Genomic DNA, 25,150 nt, shown 5'->3' with positions numbered 1-25,150 from the left:
AATCCAATTTTACATTATTTAACGGAGGGAGTCCCGAGCGTAACACTTAGTGTTACAACTAATTATGAGATGGTTGGATAAATCTAATGAATATTCCACATAATAAGTTGATGGCATATCAATTTCTTAAGAAAATTGGTATTCAGGAAATATTAGATCTAGAAGGAATAACCGAAGTAGCTGTTAATCAGCCTAATAGAATTTGGTTTGATCGGGGGAATGGCTGGGAATTTATAGATGAGCCTAGAGTAGATTATGCGTCATTAGAGCAATTAGCAACGGTTTTATCTGTTATGAGTAACGATGGTATTCCTTTAGATTTTAATAATCCAGTTTCGTCAGTTATTTTGCCGGATGGCGAGCGGGGACAAATTGTAATTCCACCAATGGTCGAGGATGGTAGTATATCAATGACATTTAGAAAGCCCTCAAAATCAAGGTTTACCTTGTCTGACTATGAAAATACGGGAAGATTAAGAGGCTTCAAATATGCAAGTCGAGCAAGTAATGATTTAACTGATCAACAGGCGATCTTATATAAGCTTTATAAGGAGGAAAAAATAAAAGATTTTTTCACTATGGCTGTTGAAAATCGCCTAAATATTTTGCTTGTTGGGGGAACAGGTTCAGGTAAAACAACAATAATGAAGGCATTAGTTGATCTTTACCCTCCAACAAGAAGAATATTTACTATTGAAGATGTTCATGAGCTTGATTTACCCAATCATCCCAACCATTTACATCTTTTCTATAAAAATAAAATTCGTCCTCCTAGATACGTTATTGAATCATGCATGCGTATGAAGCCAGATCATATATTTTTAGCTGAATTACGTGGAGATGAAGCATGGAACTATATTGAAGCATTAAATACAGGTCACTCGGGGAGTGTAACCACTACACATGCAAATGATTGCTATAGTGCATTTAGTCGTATTACTGGACTGGTCAAGCAATCAGAAGACGGCAGAACATTAGATTATGATCACATTTTTAAGATCGTTAGGTCGTCAATAGATATTGTTTGTTTTTTTAAAGGTTCGTTTTTAAAAGAAATATTTTTTGATCCTATGGAAAAAAATGAAATTTTAGCAATGGGTTAAACATGATTAGACAAAAAAAAATAGGCTTATTCTGTTTCTCTTTACTGGTTATTTTAGCATTTACTATTGGTAGTCAGTATGTGGCTGGCCTCATCTTTATGAAAATGAAAGGGTTAGATTTAGCTTCTCTAGGGATTTTTAGTTTTTGGAAATATTACTTTAATTACCGCCAATTTGACAGTAATCAAGTTGCATTTATTTGTGGTTTCATTGGTATGGTCATTACTTTTTTATTGCCGTTCTTTTTTACCATATTTATTTTATTAAATTTACGAAAAAAGGAAGAATTGTTTGGAAGTGCAAGACTTGCAAATGATATGGACTTATCTAAAAGTGGACTTTTTCCTTCCGATAAAGAACTGATAGAAAGTAAACATCCTGCTGTATTAATCGGTAAGATGCATAAAGGACGTTATAAAGGTAAGTTTTTGCAATTTATTGGCCAACAATTTATTTATATTGCCGCTCCGACTCGATCGGGAAAAGGGGTCGGTATTGTTATACCAAATCTTCTAAATTATCGAGATAGTGCTGTAGTTCTCGATATTAAGCTGGAGAATTTTATTTATACGGGAGGATATAGAAAATCTAGGGGACAAGAAGTATTTTTATTTTGTCCTGATGGTTATTCATTCACTGATGCAGAGTTTAATAAATTCAAAAGCTCAGATAAATTCAAATCGATGTCTGAAGAAGAACAAAATGACATTATCAATAGATATGAAAAAGGCGAGCTTCTGCGATCTCATCGATATAATCCTTTAACTTATATAAATCGAAATCCTAATTTTAGGGATGGCGATATTATGATTATTAGTAAGATTTTATATCCAAATAGTGGGGGAGATAATGATGTATGGAATGAACTAGCAAGTAACCTATTCAAGGGTTTAGTGTTGTATATGCTCGATCTCGAATACACTGGCATGCCAGTTACTATGGCCCAATTATTAAGTCTAACTTCACCAGCGCAAGGTTTGGCAACATGGATGGACGAAGAAATCGAAATTGCAGATCTAAAAGGTCGGCCACTTTCAGATGGCTGTATTGCTGAATTCCGGCGTTTCATTGCTACGCCAGAAAGAACACAGGGTAGTATTTTATCTACTCTTACCGCTCCACTATCCATATTTACTAATGCAGCTTGTAAAGCTGCAACTTCCGGTGACGATTTTGATTTGCGTGACGTTCGAACTAAGAGAATGTCTATTTATCTCGGACTTGCTCCGACTTCATTAATGACTTATGCAAAATTGACAAATCTTTTTTTTAGTCAATTAATTTCTGTTAATACTAAAACATTACCGGAACAAGACCCATCTTTGAAATATCAGTGTCTGTTAGTATTAGATGAATTTACATCTATGGGTAAGGTTGAAATAATCGAAAAATCAATTGGTTATACAGCTGGATATAATCTCAGATACATGATAATTATACAGGCTAGGGGACAAATAGAAAACGATAAACTTTATGGAAAGGAAGGAGCTAAAGTATTAATAGATAACTGTGCAGTACAAATAAATTATCCGCCAAAATTAGTTTCTGATGATGCAAAAATTATCAGTGAAACCATTGGTAAAAAAACAGTCAAAGTAAAAAATAAATCAAATTCACGTTCTAAAGGTGGAGGATCTAAAAGTGATAATTTTTCGGAGCAGGGACGGGATGTTTTATTACCACAAGAAGTTGTAGAACTTGGCTCAGAAGTTTATACAACTCGTGCGGGTAAAAAAACTAATTTAGGGATTAATGAAATAGTGATCATGGAAAAAGTTCGCCCTTTTATTGCCCATAAAATAGTTTATTTTGATGAACCGGCTTTTATTGAAAGAAAAATTTTTTCTGAAAACAACATTATAGATGTTCCCTTACTAAAATTTAATTCATTTAGACCTACTCATATAGTTTAAAGATATGATGTACCAGAAACAAAGGAGAATCAATTATGAAAATGAAAAAACTACTAGTTGTTCCATTAGCTGTTTGCTCAATGTTAATAGCACCATCGGTATTTGCTAAAAGTGATCCGTGCAAAGTTGTTATGTGCATGTATGGTAAAATGAATGGGGCAAATCCATCCGAATGTTCTTCAGCAGTAAAAGACTTTTTTAGTATAATTTCTAAAAAACATGGAAAATTTAATATTGGTCGTACATCTAGTGCTAGAAATAGTTTCTTAAACAGCTGTCCTACCGCTGATCCAAAAATTGTTAAAAATATTATTTCTAAATTTGGGGCTTTAAGACGTTAATTAATAGATAATTTAAAAGCCCTTTAGGGCTTTTAAAGAAAAATATTTGAGTATTCAAGCAGAAAATCCAGAATTAGGGAACGCTATTGCTGATGCTCTTGGAAATTCCGAAAAAACTGGTTATTATAAATGTGGTGATGATACTTTACCTAGTATGTTGGGCATTTATTTGTGTTACCATCACTGGGAAAGTATAATTCTGATTATAAAGAATGGAATTTATCATTGCTTCTAATATTAACGATAAATAACAATTTTCTATAGTTCTAAGCTCTGCACTATCGTGTTTTTTGGATTTATCTGATGAAGTTAAATTTTAAAAAATTGAAAATGATATAAATTAATTGGAGAAAATAATGATGTTAAAAAAAGTAATTGCAGTTTGCCTTTTTTCTATTGCCCTAGTTGGTTGTAATGATAATGTTTCAGGAAAATTTTCTGGAACGTGGGTTGAGCCTAATCCTAACTCTATTTCGAGTACTGTTACAATTACTGCACAAGGTGATCATTATGAAGTGAATCATGTAGATCCTATGATAAATAGAAATTCAACATTTGATGTGAAGGAAGATTCTAATTATTTAAGAAGTATGAGTAGTAATCGTATCGAATACACTTTAATCTCACCAAATGAACTTGCGTTCGGTAATAATAAAAAAGTCGTGTGGATCAAGAAATAAAAATCTTATGATATCATGAATGGTAATTGTTACCATTTATGGTTGACTAAAAATTTGTTATAATTACCACCAGTCAAACTTTTCATGGTTTTGCCCATAGTCGGGACATATAAATTTATATCTTGTGTACATTCCCTTTGAAATTAGTTTTATTATTGATAAATCATAATTTCCTACCATCTAAATTGAATTACTGTTAACTGTTTTTGACATTTTGTTAATTAAATTAATATTATTTTTAGGTGTTTGGTTTATTTGGTAAATCTTCATGTTGTAATTAACTTTAACTATTTGAGCAGCCATATTTTCTGAATATTTTTTATTCTACAATATTTCAAATCCACTAATTAGTAAGTTATATACAACTTGCTGAAACAAGCTATCTTTTATAATGTAGTGTCTCATTTATTGACCTTTTCCGCCTTGTAAACAGTATTTGATGGCATCAATTTGATTGATGCTATTTTTTTGATCCAAAACTCTATTATGATATCGGCTTCTACATTTTAATCATGCTCATAATGTTGCCAGACATGGCATGTTTTATGAGCGAGTTTTGATAGCGTTTCAGCCAGCGAACGATTTACAAAATAATTTGCTTTAATTTTAGTTCACTAATTGTTGATTAATTTGTCAAACGATCAGCAGAAAAGTATCCAAATGTGTATTCATCAGATTGTGATTAGAAGATTTGCCAATTCATTATTGAATAGATTTTCATTAGAAAAATTATATGATTACTTTAGCTCTTGATATGCAACTATTGATAGTTTAATCATTTGTAATGATTTTTTTAAATTATTGTGTTGGAAAATACAAAAAAAGTAATCCTTAAATAATTTTTCATTAATCACTCCCTTTATATAGCTCATTAAAGTATACTCAATTACAACGTATTGTTTAATTATGTATTAAAGGACGAAAAATGTTTTCTATTTATCAATTAAAATCGCGCTTTCAAGCATTGCTTCGTCCTTATGTGAAGTTGCTCTATGATTCACAAATAACTGCCAATCAGGTGACATTAGGTGCTTGTGTTGGGTCGATATTAGTTGCTATGTTTGTTGGTTATTTTGCAGATCATCTATGGTTATTTTTGTTAATACCATTATGGATGTTTATTCGGATGGCACTCAATGCGATTGATGGTATGCTAGCAAGAGAATATAACCAAAAATCAAATCTTGGTTCGTATTTAAACGAGATTTGTGATGTGGTTTCTGATTCTGTATTACTATTAATCTTTACTCAATTGAATCAGGTCAATAACAGTTTAGTTATTTTAGTCGTTTTGTTATCTTTTTTAACTGAGTTTGCTGGAGTACTCGGTGTGATGATAGGTAGCTCACGACGTTATGATGGCCCCATGGGTAAAAGTGATCGGGCTTTTGTTTTTAGCCTAATAAGTTTAGGCATTTCTACCTATTTGTTACCACTTGATTGGCTTAATACTGTATTGTGGCTAATTATCTTTTTGTTATTAATTACGGTAGTTAATAGAGTTAGAAAGGGATTGCAAGAATCAACAAATATCAAGGATTAGCTTATGCGTGAACAGCAGCAAAAAACATTTATTAGTCATGATGGTTGTCAATTATTTTATCGTTATTGGCCAGCTGTTGAGACTAATGATCAAAAGACTTCAAAAGTCATTGTACTTTTTCATCGAGGTCATGAACACTCTGGACGAGTAGCCCATTTGGCTGATGAACTTGATTTACCTGACTACCATATTTTTGCTTGGGATGCGAGAGGAAACGGTCAATCAGAAGGTGAGCGTGGTGATGCTCCCAATTTTGCCACGCTAATTAAAGATGCTGATTGTTTTATTAAGCATATCATTGAGGAATACTCTTTGAGTATGCAAGATATTGCCGTTATCGCTCAAAGTGTAGGGGCGGTAATTGCAAGCGCTTGGGTGCATGATTATGTGCCAAATATTCGCGCCTTGGTTTTAGGATCACCCGCATTTAGCGTTAAGTTATATGTACCATTAGCTGTGCCAGGACTTAAGTTACTGTATAATCTAAAAGGAAATTTTTTCGTAAATAGTTATGTCAAACCGAATTTATTAACGCATGATACTAGTCGGGCTGAATCTTTTAATAAAGATTCATTAATTACTCGACCTATTTCAGTTAGATTATTGCTTGATCTTTATGCGGTATCAGATCGAATTGTTAAAGATGCCAACGCCATTACTGTTCCCACTCAATTACTCGTTTCTGGCTCTGATTTTGTGGTGCGTCGTAAACCACAGAAAATCTTTTATGATAATCTAGGAACAAACCAAAAAGAGTTCCATATCTTACCAAAATTTTATCACGATACGTTTGGCGAGAAAGATCGTTACATGGCTATCGATAGGGCGAGGCGGTTTATACAAGGCTGTTTTGCAAATCAACCCAATGTTCCGGTATTAACAAATGCTGATCGAGTTGGTTATACTCGCATGGAAACCGATAAATTAGCATTACCGCCTTCTGGATGGATTAAGTCATGGTATTGGAAGTGTGTTCGAGCGACCTTAAAACATGCTGGTAAAATGTCTGATGGTATCAAGCTAGGCTTAGAAACAGGATTTGATTCGGGTAGTACACTAGATTATGTTTATCGAAATGAACCTTCTGGTTCCTCTAAACTCGGTCAATTTTTTGATTATCTCTATTTGCAATCTATTGGCTGGAGGGGTATTCGACAACGTAAAAACCATTTAGAGCAATTGTTAAAGCAAACTATTGAAAAGCTACAATCTGATGAAGTTAACATTGTTGATATAGCTGCAGGACATGGTCGCTACATTCTAGAAACGATTAATCAAATTGCCCATAAACCAAATTCGGTTCTATTACGTGATTATAGTGATATCAATATTCGTGATGGGCGTATACTCATAGAACAACAAGGTTTAAGTGATATTGTCCGTTTTGAAAAAGGTGATGCATTTAGTCGTAATGAACTTTCACAATTATCTCCAAAACCTAATTTAGCGGTGGTTTCAGGTTTATATGAATTGTTTGATGATAATCAGTTATTACGTGAATCTTTGTTAGGGTTGTCCGATGTGATTCCAGCAGGGGGATATTTAATTTATACCAATCAACCTTGGCATCCTCAACTTGAATTTATTGCTAGAGCTTTAACCTCTCATCGAGAAGGAAAAGCATGGATTATGCGACGACGGACTCAGCTTGAGATGGATCAGTTAGTTGAGGAAGCTGGATTTACTAAAGTTACCATGTTGGTAGATCAGTGGGGTATTTTTACCGTTTCGCTTGCGCAACGAAATTCGAATTAATTATGCTAAAAGTATTTAACCGGCTTAACTTTTATAAGTGTATATGGTTAGTCGGTTTATCGGTGTTCTTTTTTACTAGTTACAATTTTGCTAACTGGTTTACGTCTCAACGTGAGGGGATACCGAGTCTATTTTTTAGTTGGGAACGTAATATTCCACTTTGGCCATGGACGATTGTTCCTTATTGGTCTATCGATCTCATGTATGGTTTTGCCATTTTACTAACATCTTCATGGCAATCTCTTAAGACTCTTGGTTTACGGCTGTTAACGGCGCAAGTCATTTGTATTATTTGTTTTTTGCTTTTTCCACTGAAATTCTATTTTGATCGTCCGGCTTTGGACGGATTTTTTGGATTGATGTTTGATATTTTGATGGGATTTGATAAGCCATTTAATCAAGCTCCTTCATTACATATTACGTTATTAGTTATTTTATGGCAGTTTTACGCTAACTATTTTCGTGGATTGAGTCGTTATTTTTTACATATTTGGTGCTTGTTAATTGGACTTTCAGTTTTAACCACTTGGCAGCATCATTTTTTTGATATTCCAACTGGATTATGGGTTGGGTGTTTTTGTATTTGGTTATGGCCAGATAAGAGAGAAAAACAGATGAAACATCGACCGTCAAGCTATTGCTGGGCATTGATTTATTTTGGTTTGAGCTTGTTATCACTGGCCGTTGTTGTCTATTATTCTGTATGGGCTCTATTATGGTTGGCAGGTGCTTTGTTATTGGTTGCTGCTAATTATTTGTTCTCATCAGACTTTCAAAAACAACAAAATGGCCATTTTAAGCTTCCCGTTATTTTGCTTTTTTTCCCATATTTTATCATTATGTGGATAAATTCAAGGATATGGACAATCAGACATCAAACTGATGATTTGATCGTTGATGAAGTTTATTTAGGCCGCATTCCATCCAGTCAAAGCTTAAAGCAAAATCATTATAATTCCGTGGTAGATTTGTGCGCCGAGTTACCAATTGGGCATTTTAAAGGTGCATATACTCTTATTCCCGTTTTAGATATGACCCCACTTTCGCAGGAAGAGTGTCAACAAGCCGCGAAAACTATTGAACTTTATCATCAACAAGGTAAATTATTAGTTTGTTGTGCTTTAGGTTATTCTAGAAGTGCAACCGCTGTGATTGCGTGGTTATTATGGACGAAAAGAGCCAATAATCTACAAGAAGCAATAAATAAAGTAAAAGCCTGTCGGAATTCGATTGTTATATCTAACCAACAACAATTGATTTTATCCAATTGGTTTTCAACGATTAAAGAAGGGATAGGGAGATGTTAAGTTCGGACCCATTGCAAAATAGTATTAGCAAAACCGATTTGGAGATATTTTGTCATTATTTATCAATTAGCAGACAGATTGATATTTATTCTATGCTTTTATCCGTATTAGGTGCTTTTGTTGCTTTGATAAGTTTTGGGGAAGGAGCTTTAACCATTTTTTGTTTGATTATTTTTCTCCTTGGTTTAGTAAGTAAATATTACGCTATAAGAGTCGCTTTTGATAAAAAGTTATTTGAATATTTAGCCAATCATTCAGACCATTTGCAAAATGAATTGTTGGCGATGGATAAGGCGTTAATCAATTTAAAACTCATTAATGCTCCAACATTAAGGACAGTGGATGATCGCCAAAAGGGAGTTTTATCGCTGTTAAGATTCCAAATAATTTTATTTTTATTACAAAATTGTTTAATCGTTTTTGCTGTCATTAATGGTATTATCAATAATTAACGGATTTTTTTGTAACATTACACACAAGGAGAATTAAGATGTCCCATTATCAATATGATACATTTTTATTGTTTTTGGGCATCGGTTTGTTTTTGTTAGTGGCATCGATAATTGGTCAGCTTCTAAAATACCGCTTCAAATCCCCCAGTATTGATAATTTAAATGCTCGAATTAATGCATGGTGGGTGATGGTAGCCATTATTGGTGGAGCTTTTTGGTTAGGTCAATTGGCAGTGATATTTTTGTTTTTTATTGTTTCGGGATTAGCTTTACGTGAATTTCTTATTTTAACACCGATTAATCGCTACGACTATTTTGCATTAATTTTTGCATTTGGTATCGCTTTACCTGTGCAATATATTTTGGTCGCTTATGCTTGGTATGGTCTATTCAGTATCTTTATTCCAGTTTATGCGTTTTTGTTCCTGGCAATATTTGCTACGATTACAGGATCGACCCGAAATTTTTTAGAAAGAATAGCGGATGTACAATGGGGATTGATGATTACGGTTTATTGTATTTCATGCGTGCCAGCATTATTAGTGTTAGACATCGAAAATTATCAAGGTCGTAACCTGTTGTTAATCGCTTATCTAGTACTCGTCGTTCAGCTATCAGATGTATTGCAATACGTTTTTGGAAAATTATTTGGAAGACATAAAATTAGCCCAAATGTCTCACCAGCAAAAACGATAGAAGGGTTTGTTGGCGGTATTTTATCAGCCAGTTTTATTGGGGCATGTATGTTTTGGATCACGCCTTTTACTTTTCTGCAATCGGGTTTAATTTCGCTAATGATTACACTCTTGGGCTTTTTTGGGGGATTAGTGATGTCTGCCATCAAACGTGATCGGGGTGTAAAAGACTGGGGAAGGCTTATAGGTGGTCATGGAGGAATACTTGATCGCTTCGATTCAATCTGTTTTGCTGCTCCAATTTTTTTCCATGTGGTGAGATATTTCTGGGTAGAGTAATTTTAGTATTATTAATAAACAGCTATTAATAATCAGAATGTTATGAATAAATTTCAAAAATTAACGCTAAAAAAGAGCAAAAAAAATGAATTTATGATATAAATACAGGTATCGTATTAACGTTAGATATAAGTAAGGACATATAATATGCTAAAAGAGCAAATGGTAGTAAAAAATTCAACTGGTTTACATGCCCGCCCAGTAACGACACTTGTTAAATTAGCTGGTCGTTATAAATCATCAATTGAACTTGTTTATAACGATAAAGCTATTAAATTAAAAAGTATGATGGGTTTACTTGGTGCTGGCGTTAAAGGTGGTTCAACTGTTGAAATCATCTGTGATGGTGAAGATGAAAAAGCAGCTATGGATGAAATCCGTGAATTATTTGCTACAGGTTTTGGTGAATAATTTTAAGCGATTTTAATCAAGTTTTATTACTTAAAAATGAAAATCCCGTCGACCTTGGTCGACGGGATTATTTTTAAAGGGCATGAACTAAATACTTTTAAGTAGACCTAATAGAATTATCTAATCTTTGATAATTGAATCCAATTCCGAATGATCAATTGATGGTAATGTTGTTGTAAAAAATCTAGTTAAATAAAGTAGATAACAGAATCCAAAAGCCAACCATATCAATCCAACCATCATTGCTGTCGATTCAAGGCTAGTCCATAGCCACAACGAAAGTAGTAAACCAATTGCAGGCATTAGTCCATATTTTAATAGCATCAACACTGTTTTCTTGGTTTCACCACCTAAGTAGCTTTTGATAACGCATAGGTTGACAAAGGTAAAAGCGACTAATGCACCAAAACTTATCATCGATATCACTAAGGTTAAATCAAGAACCAAAGAGAATAATGAAAAAATAGAAACAAAAATTATTGATAAGTAAGGTGTTCTAAAACGTGGATGAATTCTATAGAAGATTCTTTTAGGTAATACACCTTCACGTCCCATAGCATAAAAAATTCGAGACACACTAGTTTGTGCTGTCATTGTTGAGGCAAATACACCAGTTAAATATGCTGTTTGGAAGAAATTATATATAAAATCATTACCAAAATTGCCAAGAATATTGGTTAAATGACTTATACTGTCAACTCTGTGCATTACATCCAAACTCGCTGTATCTCTATTATCAACAAAATCAGTCCATTGCGGATACGCTAAATGCGCACAATAGGAAACAACTAGGAATATACAACCAGCAATAAGTACGGTGCCAATAATAGCTCTTGGTAAGGTTTTTTTCGCTTCATTTGATTCTTCAGCCAGTGTCGCTATTGCATCAAAACCTAAAAATGCAAGGCATAATATGGCGGCTCCGGAAAATAAACCACTAAAGTCATCTGGTGTAACTGATATTGGTTTGAGCATCGCTTCGGGTGTTAAATCAACATTTATTAACGTTATAATAATAAACAATACGATAAATAACGCTTGAAATAAATTTAAAGTGATATTGGCCCAATTGATTAACTTTATTCCAAGATAATTTAATATACTGACACCCATAATCGATACTAATACAAATACATAGGCTGGAATATTCTCAAAGTGCTCATGTAGATATATTCCTAAAACCAAATAATTTAATATTGGTAAAAATAGGTAATCAAGAATTTGTGCCCAACCAACTAAGAAACCAACTTTTCCACCAAAAGTTCGTTGTACATAGGTATACGCCGAACCAGCAATAGGGAGTTTATTTGCCATTCGGCAGTAACTCAATGCTGTGAAAAAGATCATGGCAAGGGTGATGATGTAGGCTATAGGTAAGTGTCCATTACTGACAACGGTAACTTCCCCATAAGTGGTAAAGATCCCTAAAGGAACCATATAAGCTAAACCAAATGCAATTAATGCAGGTGTGGTTAAAACTCGTTTCATTTTTATTGCGGACATGATTTATTTTTGCTCCTCTGTCCCAAAAAACAATAAAAAACTACTAAGTATAGTTTTGCCTTTTACCCGCTTGAAGCGGCAGGGAATTCTGCCACATTATCATAATTATGCAAGCTAATTTTTATTATATTGACATTTAATTTAGTAAATTCTGGATTTAACCATTTAATATGAATTATTTCTGAACAATTCTTAATAAAAATAGATTTTTTAGACTCAAAGAAAGTGATTTATATTTAGGTTAAGCTCTCTATTATGAATAAGAATAAAAATAGATTAAACCAAGGTTATTTGCCTATAAAAATAAATCGCATTTTTAATTTCTGAAGAAAGGGAAATATTAAGGATTTGATATAAAGTAATGAGAAAATATATTTATAGGAATATTATGGTTAAATACTTTTCTAATAATAGTGACATTTTTATGTGATCCAATAATTGGCGTGTTAACAATTTTTTCAACTCCACATACGCATAAGCCAGTTAAAAGTACATTGTTAAAAAGTAATAGAGAGTAAGCCTATTCTTTTCTTGTCAGTAGGCAAAATAAAAAAATTATTATATTTAAGGAAATTTAGGGAACTTATGAAAAACATCCCCCTTGTTGCATTAACTGCATTATTCTCGACGACGGTTTACGCTAATCATTGCGCTACCTATTATGAACAAAAAGATTTTGATAAAGCTTTTATTGCTTGTAATACTGAGGCTAAGCAGGGAGATAGGGAAGCTCAGTATAATTTAGCACTAATGTTTTACAACGGCGATGGCGTTGAAGAAAATATTGAAAAAGGACTATATTGGGAAACAAAAGCAGCGGAAGCTGGATTTGCTCAAGCGCAATTTGATTTAGCATATAATTATTACATAGGATGGGATATCGAAGTCAATAAAGAGAAAGCACTATATTGGTATACTAAAGCCGCTGAACAAGGGCATAGTGAAGCGCAATATAATTTAGGGGTTATGTATGGTAATGGGGAAGGCGTCGTACAAAATATTGAAAAAGAATTATATTGGTATACTAAAGCCGCTGAACAAGGTCTTAGTAATGCACAATTTAATTTAGGGGCTATGTATAACAGAGGATTCGGTGTCGAAGTCAATAAAGAAAAAGCCCTATATTGGTTTACTAAAGCCGCCAAACAAGGGTATGGTGACGCGCAATATAATTTAGGCCTTAAGTATTACAAAGGGGAAGGTCTCGAAAGAAATATCGAAAAAACATTATATTGGTATACTAAAGCCGCTGAGCAAGGCGCTAGTTATGCGCAATTTAATTTAGCACGTTTGTATGAAGTCGGAGATGGTGTCGAGGTCAATAAAGAAAAAGCGCTATATTGGTATACCAAAGCCGCCAAACAAGGGGATGGTGACGCGCAATACAATTTAGCACGTATGTATGAAGTCGGAGATGGTGTCGAAAACAATAAAGAAAAAGTACGGAGTTGGTACACCCAAGCAGCGGAACAAGGTCATATTTTTGCGCAGTTAGAGTTAGCATATATCTATGACCAAGGAGATGGTGTTGAAGTCAATAAAGAAAAATCGCTAGATTGGTATACTAAAGCTACCAAACAAGGAAATGGTGATGAGCAATATAATTTAGCACGTATGTATGACCAAGGAGATCGTGTCCAAATCAATAAAGAAAAAGCACTATATTGGTATTCTCAAGCTCAAGTTCTATCTCTAGCTCAAGAAGAGGAAGATGAGTTTATGGTAGATCAATATTATTTGGCAAGTATTTATGCTGAAGGTGATGGGGTCAAAGTTGATAAAAAGAAAGCATTATATTGGTACACAAAAGCAGCGGAACAAGGGTATAGTGAAGCGCAATATAATTTAGGACTTATGTATCACCACGGAGACGGAGTAAAAAAAGATATAGCGTTAGCAAAAAGGTATTTTAAGCAAGCTTGTTCGCTTGGTTTTGATAAAGGATGTGATGATTATAATTCCCTTAAATAAACACGATTAATTCATATTGAAAATATATATGCTAAAAATGTCTTATATATTAAGACAGGTTTTTATACAGACTCAAAATGTCATTGATTCTGTTATCCCAATCTTTTTTGATATAGATTGATTTAACAGTGACTTTTTAATTAGGCCCAAGATATTTGGTTGATATGATAACATTTTATTAACTCCATATACCGATAAACGATTTAAAAGTACATTGTTAACGAGTAATAGATAGTAAGCGTATTTTGTTCTATTTTTGCCAGCAGACAAAATAAAAAAATTATTATATTTAAGGAAATTAAGGAAAACTAATGAAAAAAGTACAATTTGTTGTATTAACAACATTATTATCGACGACGGCTTACGCTAATAATTGCGCGACCTATTATGAACAAAACAATTTTGATCAAGCGTTTATTGCTTGTAACACTGAGGCTGATCAAGGAGATAGGGAAGCTCAGTATAATTTAGCACTTATATATGACGAACGTATAGGTGCCGACAATAAAGAAAAAGCACTCTATTGGTACGCAGAAGCAGGGGAACAAGGCCATGTTAAGGCGCAATATGATTTAGCACAGACGTATAACAATGGGTATGGTGTCGGCATTGATAAAGATAAAGCACTCTATTGGTACACAAAAGCAGCGGAACAAGGATTTCTTGAGGCGCAATATCAGTTAGCACTTATGTATGTTGACGATAACGGTATTGAAGTCAATAAAGAAAAATCGCTATATTGGCTCACTCAAGCAGCAGAACATGGGTTTGATAAGGCGGAAAATGATTTAGCGCTTCTTTATTATAAAGGTGACGGTGTCGAAAAAAATAAAGAAAAAGCCCTCTATTGGTTTACTAAAGCAATGGAACATGGGCTTAGTGAGGCGCAATATCATTTAGCACGTATGTATGAAATAGGAGATGGTGTCGAAGTCGATAAAGAAAAAGCCCTCTATTTGTACACTCAAGCAGCGGAACTGGGGTATGAATTTGCGCAATTTGAGTTAGCATATATGTATGACCAAGGTAAGGGTGTCGAAATCAATAAAGAAAAAGCAGCATATTGGTACTCTAAAGTTGAAGAAGTGGAAGAAGGACTTGCTGATGGAGAATATGAGTTAGCTCTTATGTATGACCAAGGTATAGATGGCGAAATCAATAAAGAAAAAGCGCTATATTGGTATACCAAATTAGCGGAAGGAAAGTATATTTCTGCGCAATTAGAGTTAGCATATAGGTATGACCAAGGTGAGGGTATCGAAGTCAATAAAGAAAAAGCACGATATTGGTACTCCCGAGCTAAAGCTCAAGGAGAAAGACAAGAATATGGGGTTGTTGAAGCGCAATCTGATTTGGCACATATGTATGCCGAAGGCAATAGGGTCAAACCTAATAAAAGTAAAGCATTATATTGGTACACAAAAGCAGCTGAAGAAGGGGATATTTCTGCGCAATTAGAGTTAGCATATATGTATGACCAAGGAGATGGTGTCGAAGTCAATCAGGAAAAAGCGTCATATTGGTTTTCTCAAGCTCAAGGAGAGGAAGAAGGGTTTGTTGGGGCGCAATATTCTTTGGCAAGTATATATGCTGAAGGTGATGGGGTCAAAGTTGATAAAAGGAAAGCATTATATTGGTACACAAAAGTCGCTGAACTATGGGATGGTGATGCGCAAGAAGAGCATACTGCTGCGCAATATGAGTTAGCACGTATGTATGACCAAGGTGACGGTATCGAATCCGATAAAGAAAAAGCACTATATTGGTATAAAAAAGCAGCAGATAATGGTAACACTCAAGCAATACATCAGTTAGGCGTTATGTATTATAAAGGTGATGGTATTGAAAAAAATAGCGAGTTAGCTAAAAAGTATTTTGAACAAGCTTGTGAGCTAAAATTTAAAGAAAGTTGCGATATCCTTCACAAAGGAATTAAATAAACATTATTCATAAGTCATGCAAATTAGAAACATGTTAAAAGAACTGCCTCACATATTAAGGCAGTTCTTTTTTTATACAGCCTCAAAATATCATTTATTCTGTTAACACAATCACTTTTTTGATATAAATTAGCTTAACAGTGACTTTTTAAAACGGCTAAAGATATTGGGTTGGCGTGTTAACCATTTTATCAACTCCATATCCCATAAGTCATTTAAAAGTACACTATTAACGAGTAATAGATAGTAAGCGTATTTTTGTTCTATTTTTGCCAGCAGACAAAATAAAAAAATTATTATATTTAAGGAAATTAAGGAAAACTAATGAAAAAAGTACAATTTGTTGTATTAACAGCATTATTATCGACGACGGCTTACGCTAATAATTGCGCTACCTATTTCGAACAAAAAGCTTTTGATAAAGCTTTTATTGCTTGTAACACTGAGGCTGAGCAGGGAGATAAAGATGCTCAGTTTAATTTAGCATTTATGTATTACAACGGCGACGGCGTCGAAAAAAATACAGAAAAAGCACTAAATTGGCTTACTCAGGCAGCGGAACAAGGGGTTTCTGTTGCGCAATATGGTTTATCACGCATGTATGAAGAAGGTGAGGGAGTCGAAGTCGATAAAGAACAAGCACTCTATTGGCTCACTCAAGCAGCGGAAGCCGGATCTGTTCAAGCACAATATGATTTATCCGAAAGGTTTGAACGTGAAAAATGGCTCACTAAAGCAGCAGAGCAAGGATTTGTTCTTGCGCAATATAAATTAGGGCGGTCGTTCGATTTCGATAAAAATAGAGAAAAAGCGCTCTATTGGTACACTAAAGCTGCTGAACAAGGGTTTGTTTATGCGCAGCAATATGGCTTAGCCAGTATGTATGATCATGAAGGAAATAAAGAAAAAGCGCTATATTGGTATACAAAAGCAGCGGAACAAGATGAGGGTTCGGCGCAATTAGAGTTAGCAGAGAAATATGACAAAGGTGACGGTGTTGAAGTCAATAAAGAGAAAGCAGTGTATTGGTACACGAAAGCAGCAAAAAAAGGATTTGTTCACGCCCAATATTATTTAGCAGTTTTGAATAATGAAAGTGACGATGTCATAGCAGAGCTAATAAAAAGGGGACATAGAAAAATCACTGGACCGGAATATGAAATTGCTCAAGCGCAATATCGTTTAGCAGAACTGTATGACAAAGGTGACGGTCTCGAAGTTAATAAAGATAAAACGGTATATTGGCTCAGTAAAGCAATGAAAAAAGAGCTTGGTAATGCACAAGATACTTTAGCACGTATGTATGACCAAGGTGACGGTATCGAAGTCGATAAAGAAAAAGCACTATTTTGGTATAAAAAATCAATAGATAATGGTAACACTGAAGCAATGCATAATTTAGGCGTTATGTATTATAAAGGTGATGGTATTGAAAAAAATAGCGAGTTAGCTAAAAAGTATTTTGAACAAGCTTGTGAGCTAAAATTTAAAGAAAGTTGCGATATCCTTCACAAAGGAATCAAATAAACATTATTCATAAGTCATGCAAATTAGAAACATGTTAAAAGAACTGCCTCACATATTAAGGCAGTTCTTTTTTTATATAGACTCAAAATGTTATTTATTCTGTTAACACAATCACTTTTTTGATATAAATTAGCTTAACAGTGACATTTTAATACGGCTCAATATATTGGGTTAGCGTGTTAGTCATTTTATCAACTCCATATACCGATAAGCGATTTAAAAGTACATTGTTAACGAGTAATAGATAGTAAGCGTATTTTTTGTTCTATTTTTACCAGCAGACAAAATAAAAAAATTATTATATTTAAGGAAATTAAGGAAAACTAATGAAAAAAGTACAATTTGTTGTATTAACAGCATTATTATCGACGACAGCTTACGCTAATAATTGCGCTACCTATTTCGAACAAAAAGCTTTTGATAAAGCTTTTATTGCTTGTAACACTGAGGCTGAGCAGGGAGATAAAGATGCTCAGTTTTATTTAGCACGTCTTTATGACAGTGAGTTTCTTTTCATAGGCAATAAAGAAAAAGCACTATATTGGTATACTCAAGCCGCTGAACAAGGAGTTAATAAGGCACAATATCATTTAGCCCTTCTGTTTGACAATGGGTTCAGTGTCAAAGTCAATAAAGAAAAAGCGCTCTATTGGATCGTAAAAGCAGCAGAACAAGGGCTTGATTATGCGCAATTAGAGTTAGCATATATGTACGACCAAGGTGAGGGTGTCGACGTCAATAAAGAAAAAGCACAATATTGGTACACGAAAGCTCAAGCAGCGGAAAAAGGGCGTGGTGATGCACAATATGATTTAGCTCGTATGTATGACAATGGGTTCAGTGTCAAAGTCAATAAAAAAAGAGCGCTATATTGGTACACAAAAGCAGCAGAACAAGGGCTCGGCAGTGCGCAATATGATTTAGCTGGTATGTATGACAATGGGTACGGTGTTGAAGTCAACAAAGAAAAAGCGATCTATTGGTTTGCAAAAGCAGCGGAACAAGGGCTTTATTATGCGCAATTAGAGTTAGCAGAGAGATATGACAAAGGTGAAGGTGTCGAAGTCAATAAAGAAAAAGCCCGCTATTGGTACACTAAAGCTGCGGAACAAGGGGATGGTTGGGCGCAATTGAAGTTAGCAAAAAGATATGACAAAGGAGACGGTGTTGAAGTCAATAAAGAGAAAGCAGTATATTGGTACACGAAAGCAGCGGAAGAAGGATTAGTTGAAGCGCAATATTATTTAGCATGCATGTATAACAATGGAAACGGTGTTGAAATCAATAAAGAAAAAGCGCTCTATTGGTATACTAAAGCCGCTGAACAAGGGGATGTTTGGGCGCAATATAAATTAGGGGTTATGTATGACGAAGGTGATGGTGTTGAAGTCAATAAAGAAAAAGCACACTATTGGTACACAAAAGCTGCGGAACAAGAGAATAGTAGTGCACAATATAAATTAGGGGTTATGTATGACAAAGGTGACGGGATCGAAGCCAATGAAGAAAAAGCTAAATTTTGGTATATTAGAGCAATAAACCATGGATATCGTAATGAAGAAGGGTATTCAGATCATTTTATAGAACAAGAGCTATTATTGGCTACCCGTTTAGCAGAACAAGGCGATAGTAATGCGCAATATCGTTTAGCAGAACGGTATGGAAACGGATTCGACGGTGTCAAAGTCGATAAAGAAAAAGCGCTATATTGGTATACAAAAGCAGCGGAAGCAGGGCTTCCCATTGCACAATTAGAGTTAGCACATTTGTACGACCGAGGTGAAGGTGTCGAAGTCAATAAAGAAAAAGCGCTCTATTGGTACACCAAAGCAGCAGAACAAGAGCTTGGTGATGCGCAATATGATTTAGCATTTATGTATGATAGCGGGAAGGGTATCGGAGTTGATAAAGAAAAAGCGCTCTATTGGTACACTAAAGCTGCGGAACGAGGGATTGGTGAAGCACAATATTCTTTAGCACTTATGTATGACAAAGGTGATGGAATCGAAGCCAATGAAGAAAAAGCGATATATTGGTATGTTAGAGCAGCAAAATATGGATTTAGTAATGAGGAAAAGTTTTCAGATCATTTTAAAGAACAAAAGCTATCATTGGCCACCCGTTTAGCAGAGCAAGGGGATATTGAAGCGCAAGATTATTTAGTAGGTATGTATTATCACTCAGCAGAAGATACCGAAGTCAATAGAGAAAAAGCGCATTATTGGTACACGAAAGCCGCAAAACAAAAGCTTGCTCAAGCACAATATGAGATAGCATCTAGGTATGAAAAAGGTGATGACGGTATAAAAGTCGATAAAAACAAAGCACTATTTTGGTATAAAAAAGCAGCAGATAATGGTAACACTCAAGCAATACATCAGTTAGGTGTTATATATTATGAAGGCGATGGTATTGAAAAAAATAGCAAGTTAGCTAAAAAGTATTTTGAACTAGCTTGTGAGCAAAAACTTAAAGAAAGTTGCGATATTCTTCACAAAGGAATCAAATAAACATTATTCATAAGTCAGGCAAATTAGAAATCTGTTTAAAGAACTGTCTTACATATTAAGGCAGTTCTTTTTTATATAGACTCAAAATGTTATTTATTCTGTTAACACAATCACTTTTTTGATATAAATTAGCTTAACAGTGACATTTTAATAGGCTCAATATATTGGGTTAGCGTGTTAGTCATTTTATCAACTCCATATACCGATAAGCGATTTAAAAGTACATTGTTAACAAGTAATAGATAGTAAACGTATTTTTGTTCTTTTCTTGCCAGCAGGCAAAATAAAAAAATTATTATTATTTTTAGGAATTTAAGGAAAACTAATGAAAAAAGTACTATTTGTTGTATTAACAGCATTATTATCGACGACGGCTTACGCTAATAATTGTGCGACCTATTTTGAACAAAAAGATTTTGCTCAAGCTTTTATTGCTTGTAACACTGAGGCTGAGCAGGGAGATAAAGATGCTCAGTTTAATTTAGCATTTATGTATTACAACGGCTACGGTGTCGAAGAAAATACTGAAAAAGCACTATATTGGCTTACTCAGGCAGCGGAACAAGGGGTTTCTATTGCGCAATATGGTTTATCACGCATGTATGAAGAAGGTGAGGGAGTCGAGGAAAACAAAGAAAAAGCACTCTATTGGCTCACTCAAGCAGCGGAAGCCGGATCTGTTCAAGCGCAATATGATTTATCCAGAAGGTTTGAACGTGAAAAATGGCTCACTAAAGCAGCAGAGCAAGGATTTATTGTTGCTCAATATGAATTAGGGCGGTCGTTCGATTTCGATAAAAATAGAAAAAAAGTGCTCTATTGGTACACTAAAGCTACTAAACAAGGGTTTGTTTATGCGGAGCACAGTGGTTTATCCTGGATGCTTGATCATGAAGGAAATAAAGAAAAAGCGCTATATTGGTATATGTTGTATTAACAGCATTATTATCGACCACGGCTTACGCTAATAATTGCGCTACCTATTTCGAACAAAAAGCTTTTGATAAAGCTTTTATTGCTTGTAACACTGAGGCTGAGCAGGGAGATAAAGATGCTCAGTTTAATTTAGCATTTATGTATTAGAACGGCGACGGCGTCGAAGAAAATACTGAAAAAACGCTATATTGGCTTACTCAGGCAGCGGAACAAGGGGGTTCTATTGCGCAATATGGTTTATCACGCATGTATGAAGAAGGTGAGGGAGTCGAAGTCGATAAAGAGAAAGCACTATTTTGGTATAAAAAATCAATAGATAATGGTAACACTGAAGCAATGCATAATTTAGGCATTATGTATTATAAAGGTGATGGTATTGAAAAAATAGCGAGTTAGCTAAAAAGTATTTTGAACAAGCTTGTGAGCTAAAATTTAAAGAAAGTTGCGATATCCTTCATAAAGGAATGAAATAAACATTATTTCTATATAAGGAGATATATGGTGTTGATATCTCGCCAGTGCTGATTTTTAAACTGACGGAATGAGTAAAGCAGCTCGTGTTAGAATGGTAATGCAAAATCCTTTTAAAGTTTCAACGCTTCAGCTTATCTAATCGGTTCCGATATTACGACAGTAATACCGGAACCAATATAAGCCAAGATCCCATAAAACTAAAAGGAAGCTAACCAAAGTTCATGCTTATACGCATGATTATAATACTCTCGTTAATCCCTTCGGGGACGGTCTTTTAATATCTAGAAAAGCTATGGATATATTAATTAGAATGGGTATTGGTGAGTTGAAAAAGATAATAAAGAAAGTTTTGGTTGGAGCATCTAAAGGCGTTGGTTTCAAAGAAACTATCTTCATAGCACCAGAAGATTTAAATTTAAAAATAGAGGGATAGGCATAATGGAAAAATTTTTCTTTTAATTCAAGTTTTGTTTTTCTCGTTCGTTAGTCCCAAAGGAACAAGTTTTGATGTAGATGATATGCAAATGTCTAATTTTAAAAATGTATGTTGATAATTATGATGTGGTAAATGCAACAAAAGGATATAATTTGCTCAAAAGACAATGTGCAAGTTCTATGTATAATGCATCTCAAGCAGCAGGTATAATGAAATGAGAATCTTTAAGGTAATTTCAGTTATAACTTTTTTAATAATATCTTTGTTATTTACGTGCTCATTTACTAGCCCTAAGTTTTATATAAAATCCTATAAATATGATAAAATTGAAGATGAGGATTCTTTAACATTAAAAATTTTTGCTAAAGTTGATGAAAAAGAGTATGGTTATATTCATATCTCAAAACAATATGTAACTTTCAGATATTATTATAATTTATCTAATTTTAATAAAGGTGCTACATCGGTAGAAAATATTATTTTTGATTATAAGGATAATCATTTTCTCGTCATAAATAAAAGTAATAATAAATTAATCTTAAACATTGAATGCGATAAAGATATATATATCAAAGCAAATAACTATTTAATAGAAAAGAAGAAACAAATTAAAGATGAGGGTTCTAGATCCAGTAAAGATATTTTTTTAGGACGTTAACCATAAATAAATACTGAAAACTAGAAATAAACCAGTCAACTTTTCAGGCTTATTTTTCAAGAAGAGTAACTCAAAGTAGAGGTTAAATAGCGCCGCCTACAAATTCATAATACCTTTCTAAGAAAAATTTTTATTAGAATATAATAATGGACAACAGTTCATTTATTGCTAACTAAGTGTTATGCATTACTTAAATGATTAAAAAATAGCTTTTGTAATTTTTTACGGTTTATTTTTCCAATACTTGTCATAGGTAGTTCGTCGATAAAAATGATTTTTTTTGGCATCTGATAACGGGCTATTTTTGATTTAAGCCAGTCCTGTATTTTAGTTTCGGATTGTTCGGTATTAGGATTTAAAACAATAAAGGCGACCAATCTTTGCCCGAATTCTTCATCCGGCACACTTATCACTGTTACATCATTAATTTCCGGATGAGTTGATAAGCAGTGTTCAAGTTCATATGGATAAACATTTTCACCACCTGAAACAATCATATCATCAACTCGACCTGCTAAAAAGTAATAACCGTCAGCATCTTGATAGACTAAATCTCCTGTTGAAACCCAATGGTTGCCTACAGTTGACCAAGCACATTTAATAAACAGCTCATGGTGTTTTTGTGATTCATTGTTTTGCTTCTGTAATTTTGTTGATAATCCTCTCAGCGGTTTACCAATGGTTTCTGGCTTGATAGAGAGAGCATCGGGCGAGGCAATCATGCAAACGCCTGCTTCTGATGTACCATACAAATTGAATAATATCTTTCCAAGTGTAGCAATGACTTGATCAACTAATATTGCTGTAATTGGCGCGCCTCCGGTAATAATACATTTTAAACTAGTGAGTTGATGTTTAGAGCATTTCAGCATCCTATTTAACATTAAAGGAACAAGTGTGACCACCTCTATTTGGTTACTAGCAATTAACCTGCATGCTTTTTGACTATCAAATTTTTTTGTTAAAAACATTGTCGCACCTAATAACACAGCTATACATAAACTTGCCATACCAAACCCATGATAAATAGGCGTTGCAATATAGATTTTTTGATAACGGAAAAGATTTAGTTTCACCAGTAGTTGACAAAATGGACTAATAAAATTTTGTGCCTTACTGTTGCGTTCTGCTAATTTAAAACGCCCTGTTGTACCACTCGTTAAAACTATAATTTTTGAGAAGTGGGTCGTTTTAATTTTTACATCAATTGTTGAAGTTGAAGCTAATAGAGAGTGAATTGACATAAGGCTTTCATGATAAATGGGTAAGCTTTTTACATTTGATAAACACTCTATTTCTGGATCATGAATTATCCAGTCAAAACCGACATTTTCGTGAATGGACTTAAGTTGATTTGTCGACAGTTCAGTATTAATAAGATAAACATCAACGCCTAATCTTGTCATTGCAAATAAAGTGTGAACTAAGAGTAGGTGGTTGTGCGCTATAATAGCGACTTTTTGATGACGCTTTATTTTAAAATTAATCGCTAATTGTTTGGCAAGGTGCTGAGATTGATTAAAAAGAGTGCGATAATCAGTGCCAGTGCCATTCTCATCGATTGCAATTTGGTTAGGAGAAAGCTTTTGACGAACATAAAGCAACGCCATTAAATTGATACCAACAATATGAACGCTATTTAATAAGTGCCAAATGCCTAGTAAAGTTAATAATTTCTTTTTATATAGCGCTTTAATAAGTTTTATCATAGCGTTTTCTTCAAAAAATAACGGTTCAATTTAACCCAAATATTATTAAAAAATAATGAGGCAAGTTGAACTATAATGGTCCACCATGGTTTATATTGATGTTTTTTTGTTTGTAATAAACGACAGATTATGGCTGCAGCTTTATCAGCTTGTAAGGCAGGAAATCTCTTATAAATCTTAGTAGGTTCAATCATTCGTGTTTTAACAAGAGGTAAATAAGCTGTTGAAACATTGATTTTCTGATTTTCCAATTCTGGCCTTGCACAGCTTAACCATTGGTCAAAGGCCGTTTTTGAGGCTTGATAAGCAGCCCAATTAGCCGTTGGGGCTAAAAGTACGTTTATGGCAGAAACATTAATAATTTGCCCTTGATTACGCTGTAATTGGGGAATTAACGCCAAGCAGAGTTTGACCGGTGCATAATAATTTAACTTCATCGTTCTATCAAAATCATGCATACGTGATAATGATTGCAGTATTGACCGACAAATTGATTTGCCAGCATTATTGATTAAGATATCAACAGAGTATCGCTGTAAATTAGTAATTAAATTATCCAATTGTTCCGATTCGCGCAAATCAACCGAAAATATATCAATCTTAGCTTTTTTGTGAGCTAATGACTGCTGTATATTTATTAATTTATCATGTGTTCTAGCGACTAAAATAAGATGACATTGAATATTGGCTAAAAGATTAACCAGACTTTCACCAATTCCATAGCTAGCGCCGGTAATGACAATCACTTTATTTTCTAATTGGCATTTTAATTTTGAATAATTAGGCTTAACGATTGGAAAGAGTACACAATTAAGAAGATTTGAGGAGTTGAACATTTTTGTACTGCCGGTAAACAATTGCGCATAGTATAAGGTAAACATTCAATCAGTCAACAAGTTAATGTTTTTTAAAATAAGTTGATTTTAAAGTTTATATCTAAATAAAAAACAGACCTTCCTTAAGAAACTTGAAATTATTGTATTAATTTCTAACTGTCAGTATTTCAA

At 34.0% G+C, this 25,150-nt stretch carries 22 protein-coding genes and 1 pseudogene; 20 read left to right on the top strand and 3 right to left on the bottom strand.

The window, feature by feature from the left end; translation table 11 throughout:
* Positions 1–86 precede the first annotated feature (86 nt).
* From virB11 to J3U18_RS06740, 10 genes are all read left to right on the top strand, one after another.
* Positions 87–1,103, top strand: a complete 1,017-nt coding sequence (gene virB11, locus J3U18_RS06785; RefSeq protein ID WP_267353317.1) for a P-type DNA transfer ATPase VirB11 — start codon at positions 87–89, stop codon at positions 1,101–1,103.
* Between the two features lie 2 nt (positions 1,104–1,105).
* The gene (locus tag J3U18_RS06780; protein WP_267353316.1) at positions 1,106–3,016 is read left to right on the top strand and encodes a type IV secretory system conjugative DNA transfer family protein; all 1,911 of its coding nucleotides are present in this window, start codon (positions 1,106–1,108) and stop codon (positions 3,014–3,016) included.
* A 41-nt stretch (positions 3,017–3,057) separates the two neighbouring features.
* Positions 3,058–3,357 carry a TrbM/KikA/MpfK family conjugal transfer protein gene (locus tag J3U18_RS06775; protein WP_267353315.1) on the top strand — a complete coding sequence of 100 codons (300 nt, stop codon included), beginning with the start codon at positions 3,058–3,060 and terminating at the stop codon, positions 3,355–3,357.
* A 344-nt stretch (positions 3,358–3,701) separates the two neighbouring features.
* On the top strand, positions 3,702–4,037 hold the full coding sequence (locus J3U18_RS06770; RefSeq protein ID WP_267353314.1) for a hypothetical protein: 336 nt from the start codon (positions 3,702–3,704) through the stop codon (positions 4,035–4,037).
* Positions 4,038–4,962: 925 nt separating this feature from the next.
* Entirely contained in the window at positions 4,963–5,580 is a 618-nt protein-coding gene (locus tag J3U18_RS06765) for a CDP-alcohol phosphatidyltransferase family protein (protein WP_267353313.1), read from the top strand.
* Positions 5,581–5,583: 3 nt separating this feature from the next.
* Positions 5,584–7,335 (top strand): bifunctional alpha/beta hydrolase/class I SAM-dependent methyltransferase, encoded by a 1,752-nt coding sequence (locus J3U18_RS06760; RefSeq protein WP_267353312.1) that lies wholly within the window; start codon positions 5,584–5,586, stop codon positions 7,333–7,335.
* Between the two features lie 2 nt (positions 7,336–7,337).
* Positions 7,338–8,642, top strand: a complete 1,305-nt coding sequence (locus J3U18_RS06755) for a phosphatase PAP2/dual specificity phosphatase family protein (RefSeq protein ID WP_267353311.1) — start codon at positions 7,338–7,340, stop codon at positions 8,640–8,642.
* Positions 8,636–9,094, top strand: a complete 459-nt coding sequence (locus J3U18_RS06750; protein WP_267338567.1) for a hypothetical protein — start codon at positions 8,636–8,638, stop codon at positions 9,092–9,094. Before J3U18_RS06755 ends, J3U18_RS06750 begins: the two co-directional genes overlap by 7 nt.
* Positions 9,095–9,132: 38 nt before the next feature.
* Entirely contained in the window at positions 9,133–10,068 is a 936-nt protein-coding gene (locus J3U18_RS06745; protein ID WP_267353310.1) for a phosphatidate cytidylyltransferase, read from the top strand.
* Positions 10,069–10,215: 147 nt separating this feature from the next.
* On the top strand, positions 10,216–10,479 hold the full coding sequence (locus tag J3U18_RS06740) for an HPr family phosphocarrier protein (protein ID WP_065734887.1): 264 nt from the start codon (positions 10,216–10,218) through the stop codon (positions 10,477–10,479).
* Positions 10,480–10,599: 120 nt separating this feature from the next.
* Here the strand turns inward: J3U18_RS06740 and J3U18_RS06735 are convergent, their stop codons facing one another.
* Complete coding sequence (locus J3U18_RS06735; protein WP_065563489.1) at positions 10,600–11,982, bottom strand: APC family permease; 1,383 nt, start codon at positions 11,980–11,982, stop codon at positions 10,600–10,602.
* A gap of 585 nt (positions 11,983–12,567) precedes the next feature.
* Here J3U18_RS06735 and J3U18_RS06730 point away from each other — a divergent pair.
* The 10 genes and pseudogenes from J3U18_RS06730 to J3U18_RS06690 all read left to right on the top strand — a co-directional run bounded on the left by J3U18_RS06730 (position 12,568) and on the right by J3U18_RS06690 (position 22,434).
* Positions 12,568–13,953, top strand: a complete 1,386-nt coding sequence (locus J3U18_RS06730) for an SEL1-like repeat protein (protein ID WP_267353309.1) — start codon at positions 12,568–12,570, stop codon at positions 13,951–13,953.
* A gap of 311 nt (positions 13,954–14,264) precedes the next feature.
* The gene (locus J3U18_RS06725; RefSeq protein ID WP_267353308.1) at positions 14,265–15,893 is read left to right on the top strand and encodes an SEL1-like repeat protein; all 1,629 of its coding nucleotides are present in this window, start codon (positions 14,265–14,267) and stop codon (positions 15,891–15,893) included.
* A gap of 324 nt (positions 15,894–16,217) precedes the next feature.
* Entirely contained in the window at positions 16,218–17,420 is a 1,203-nt protein-coding gene (locus J3U18_RS06720; protein ID WP_267353307.1) for a tetratricopeptide repeat protein, read from the top strand.
* A 326-nt stretch (positions 17,421–17,746) separates the two neighbouring features.
* A complete protein-coding gene (locus J3U18_RS06715; protein ID WP_267353306.1) occupies positions 17,747–19,930 on the top strand; it encodes an SEL1-like repeat protein in 2,184 nt (727 codons plus the stop codon).
* A 325-nt stretch (positions 19,931–20,255) separates the two neighbouring features.
* Positions 20,256–20,867, top strand: a complete 612-nt coding sequence (locus J3U18_RS06710; RefSeq protein WP_267336887.1) for a tetratricopeptide repeat protein — start codon at positions 20,256–20,258, stop codon at positions 20,865–20,867.
* Entirely contained in the window at positions 20,849–21,013 is a 165-nt protein-coding gene (locus J3U18_RS06705) for a hypothetical protein (RefSeq protein WP_176701545.1), read from the top strand. Before J3U18_RS06710 ends, J3U18_RS06705 begins: the two co-directional genes overlap by 19 nt.
* Before the next feature lie 6 nt (positions 21,014–21,019).
* Positions 21,020–21,076: pseudogene (locus J3U18_RS11915) on the top strand (hypothetical protein); the annotation flags it as partial.
* A gap of 12 nt (positions 21,077–21,088) precedes the next feature.
* Positions 21,089–21,262, top strand: coding sequence for a tetratricopeptide repeat protein (locus tag J3U18_RS06700; RefSeq protein WP_416380394.1), 174 nt, complete (start codon positions 21,089–21,091; stop codon positions 21,260–21,262).
* Between the two features lie 370 nt (positions 21,263–21,632).
* The gene (locus tag J3U18_RS06695; protein WP_267330298.1) at positions 21,633–21,773 is read left to right on the top strand and encodes a hypothetical protein; all 141 of its coding nucleotides are present in this window, start codon (positions 21,633–21,635) and stop codon (positions 21,771–21,773) included.
* Between the two features lie 217 nt (positions 21,774–21,990).
* Positions 21,991–22,434, top strand: a complete 444-nt coding sequence (locus tag J3U18_RS06690) for a hypothetical protein (RefSeq protein WP_065563484.1) — start codon at positions 21,991–21,993, stop codon at positions 22,432–22,434.
* 179 nt (positions 22,435–22,613) lie between these two features.
* On the opposite strand, the gene J3U18_RS06685 is transcribed toward J3U18_RS06690, so the two are convergent.
* Together J3U18_RS06685 and J3U18_RS06680 are read right to left on the bottom strand one after the other, a co-directional pair.
* Positions 22,614–24,143, bottom strand: coding sequence for an AMP-binding protein (locus J3U18_RS06685; protein WP_267353304.1), 1,530 nt, complete (start codon positions 24,141–24,143; stop codon positions 22,614–22,616).
* Positions 24,140–25,024, bottom strand: a complete 885-nt coding sequence (locus J3U18_RS06680) for an SDR family NAD(P)-dependent oxidoreductase (RefSeq protein WP_218058467.1) — start codon at positions 25,022–25,024, stop codon at positions 24,140–24,142. The genes J3U18_RS06685 and J3U18_RS06680 overlap by 4 nt, the downstream gene beginning before the upstream one ends.
* Between the last annotated feature and the right edge of the window lie 126 nt (positions 25,025–25,150).

It is taken from the genome of Gilliamella sp. B3482, assembly GCF_026536805.1.
GTDB classification, from domain to species: domain Bacteria; phylum Pseudomonadota; class Gammaproteobacteria; order Enterobacterales; family Orbaceae; genus Gilliamella; species Gilliamella apicola_E.
This window is presented reverse-complemented; position numbering and strand designations above follow the sequence as displayed.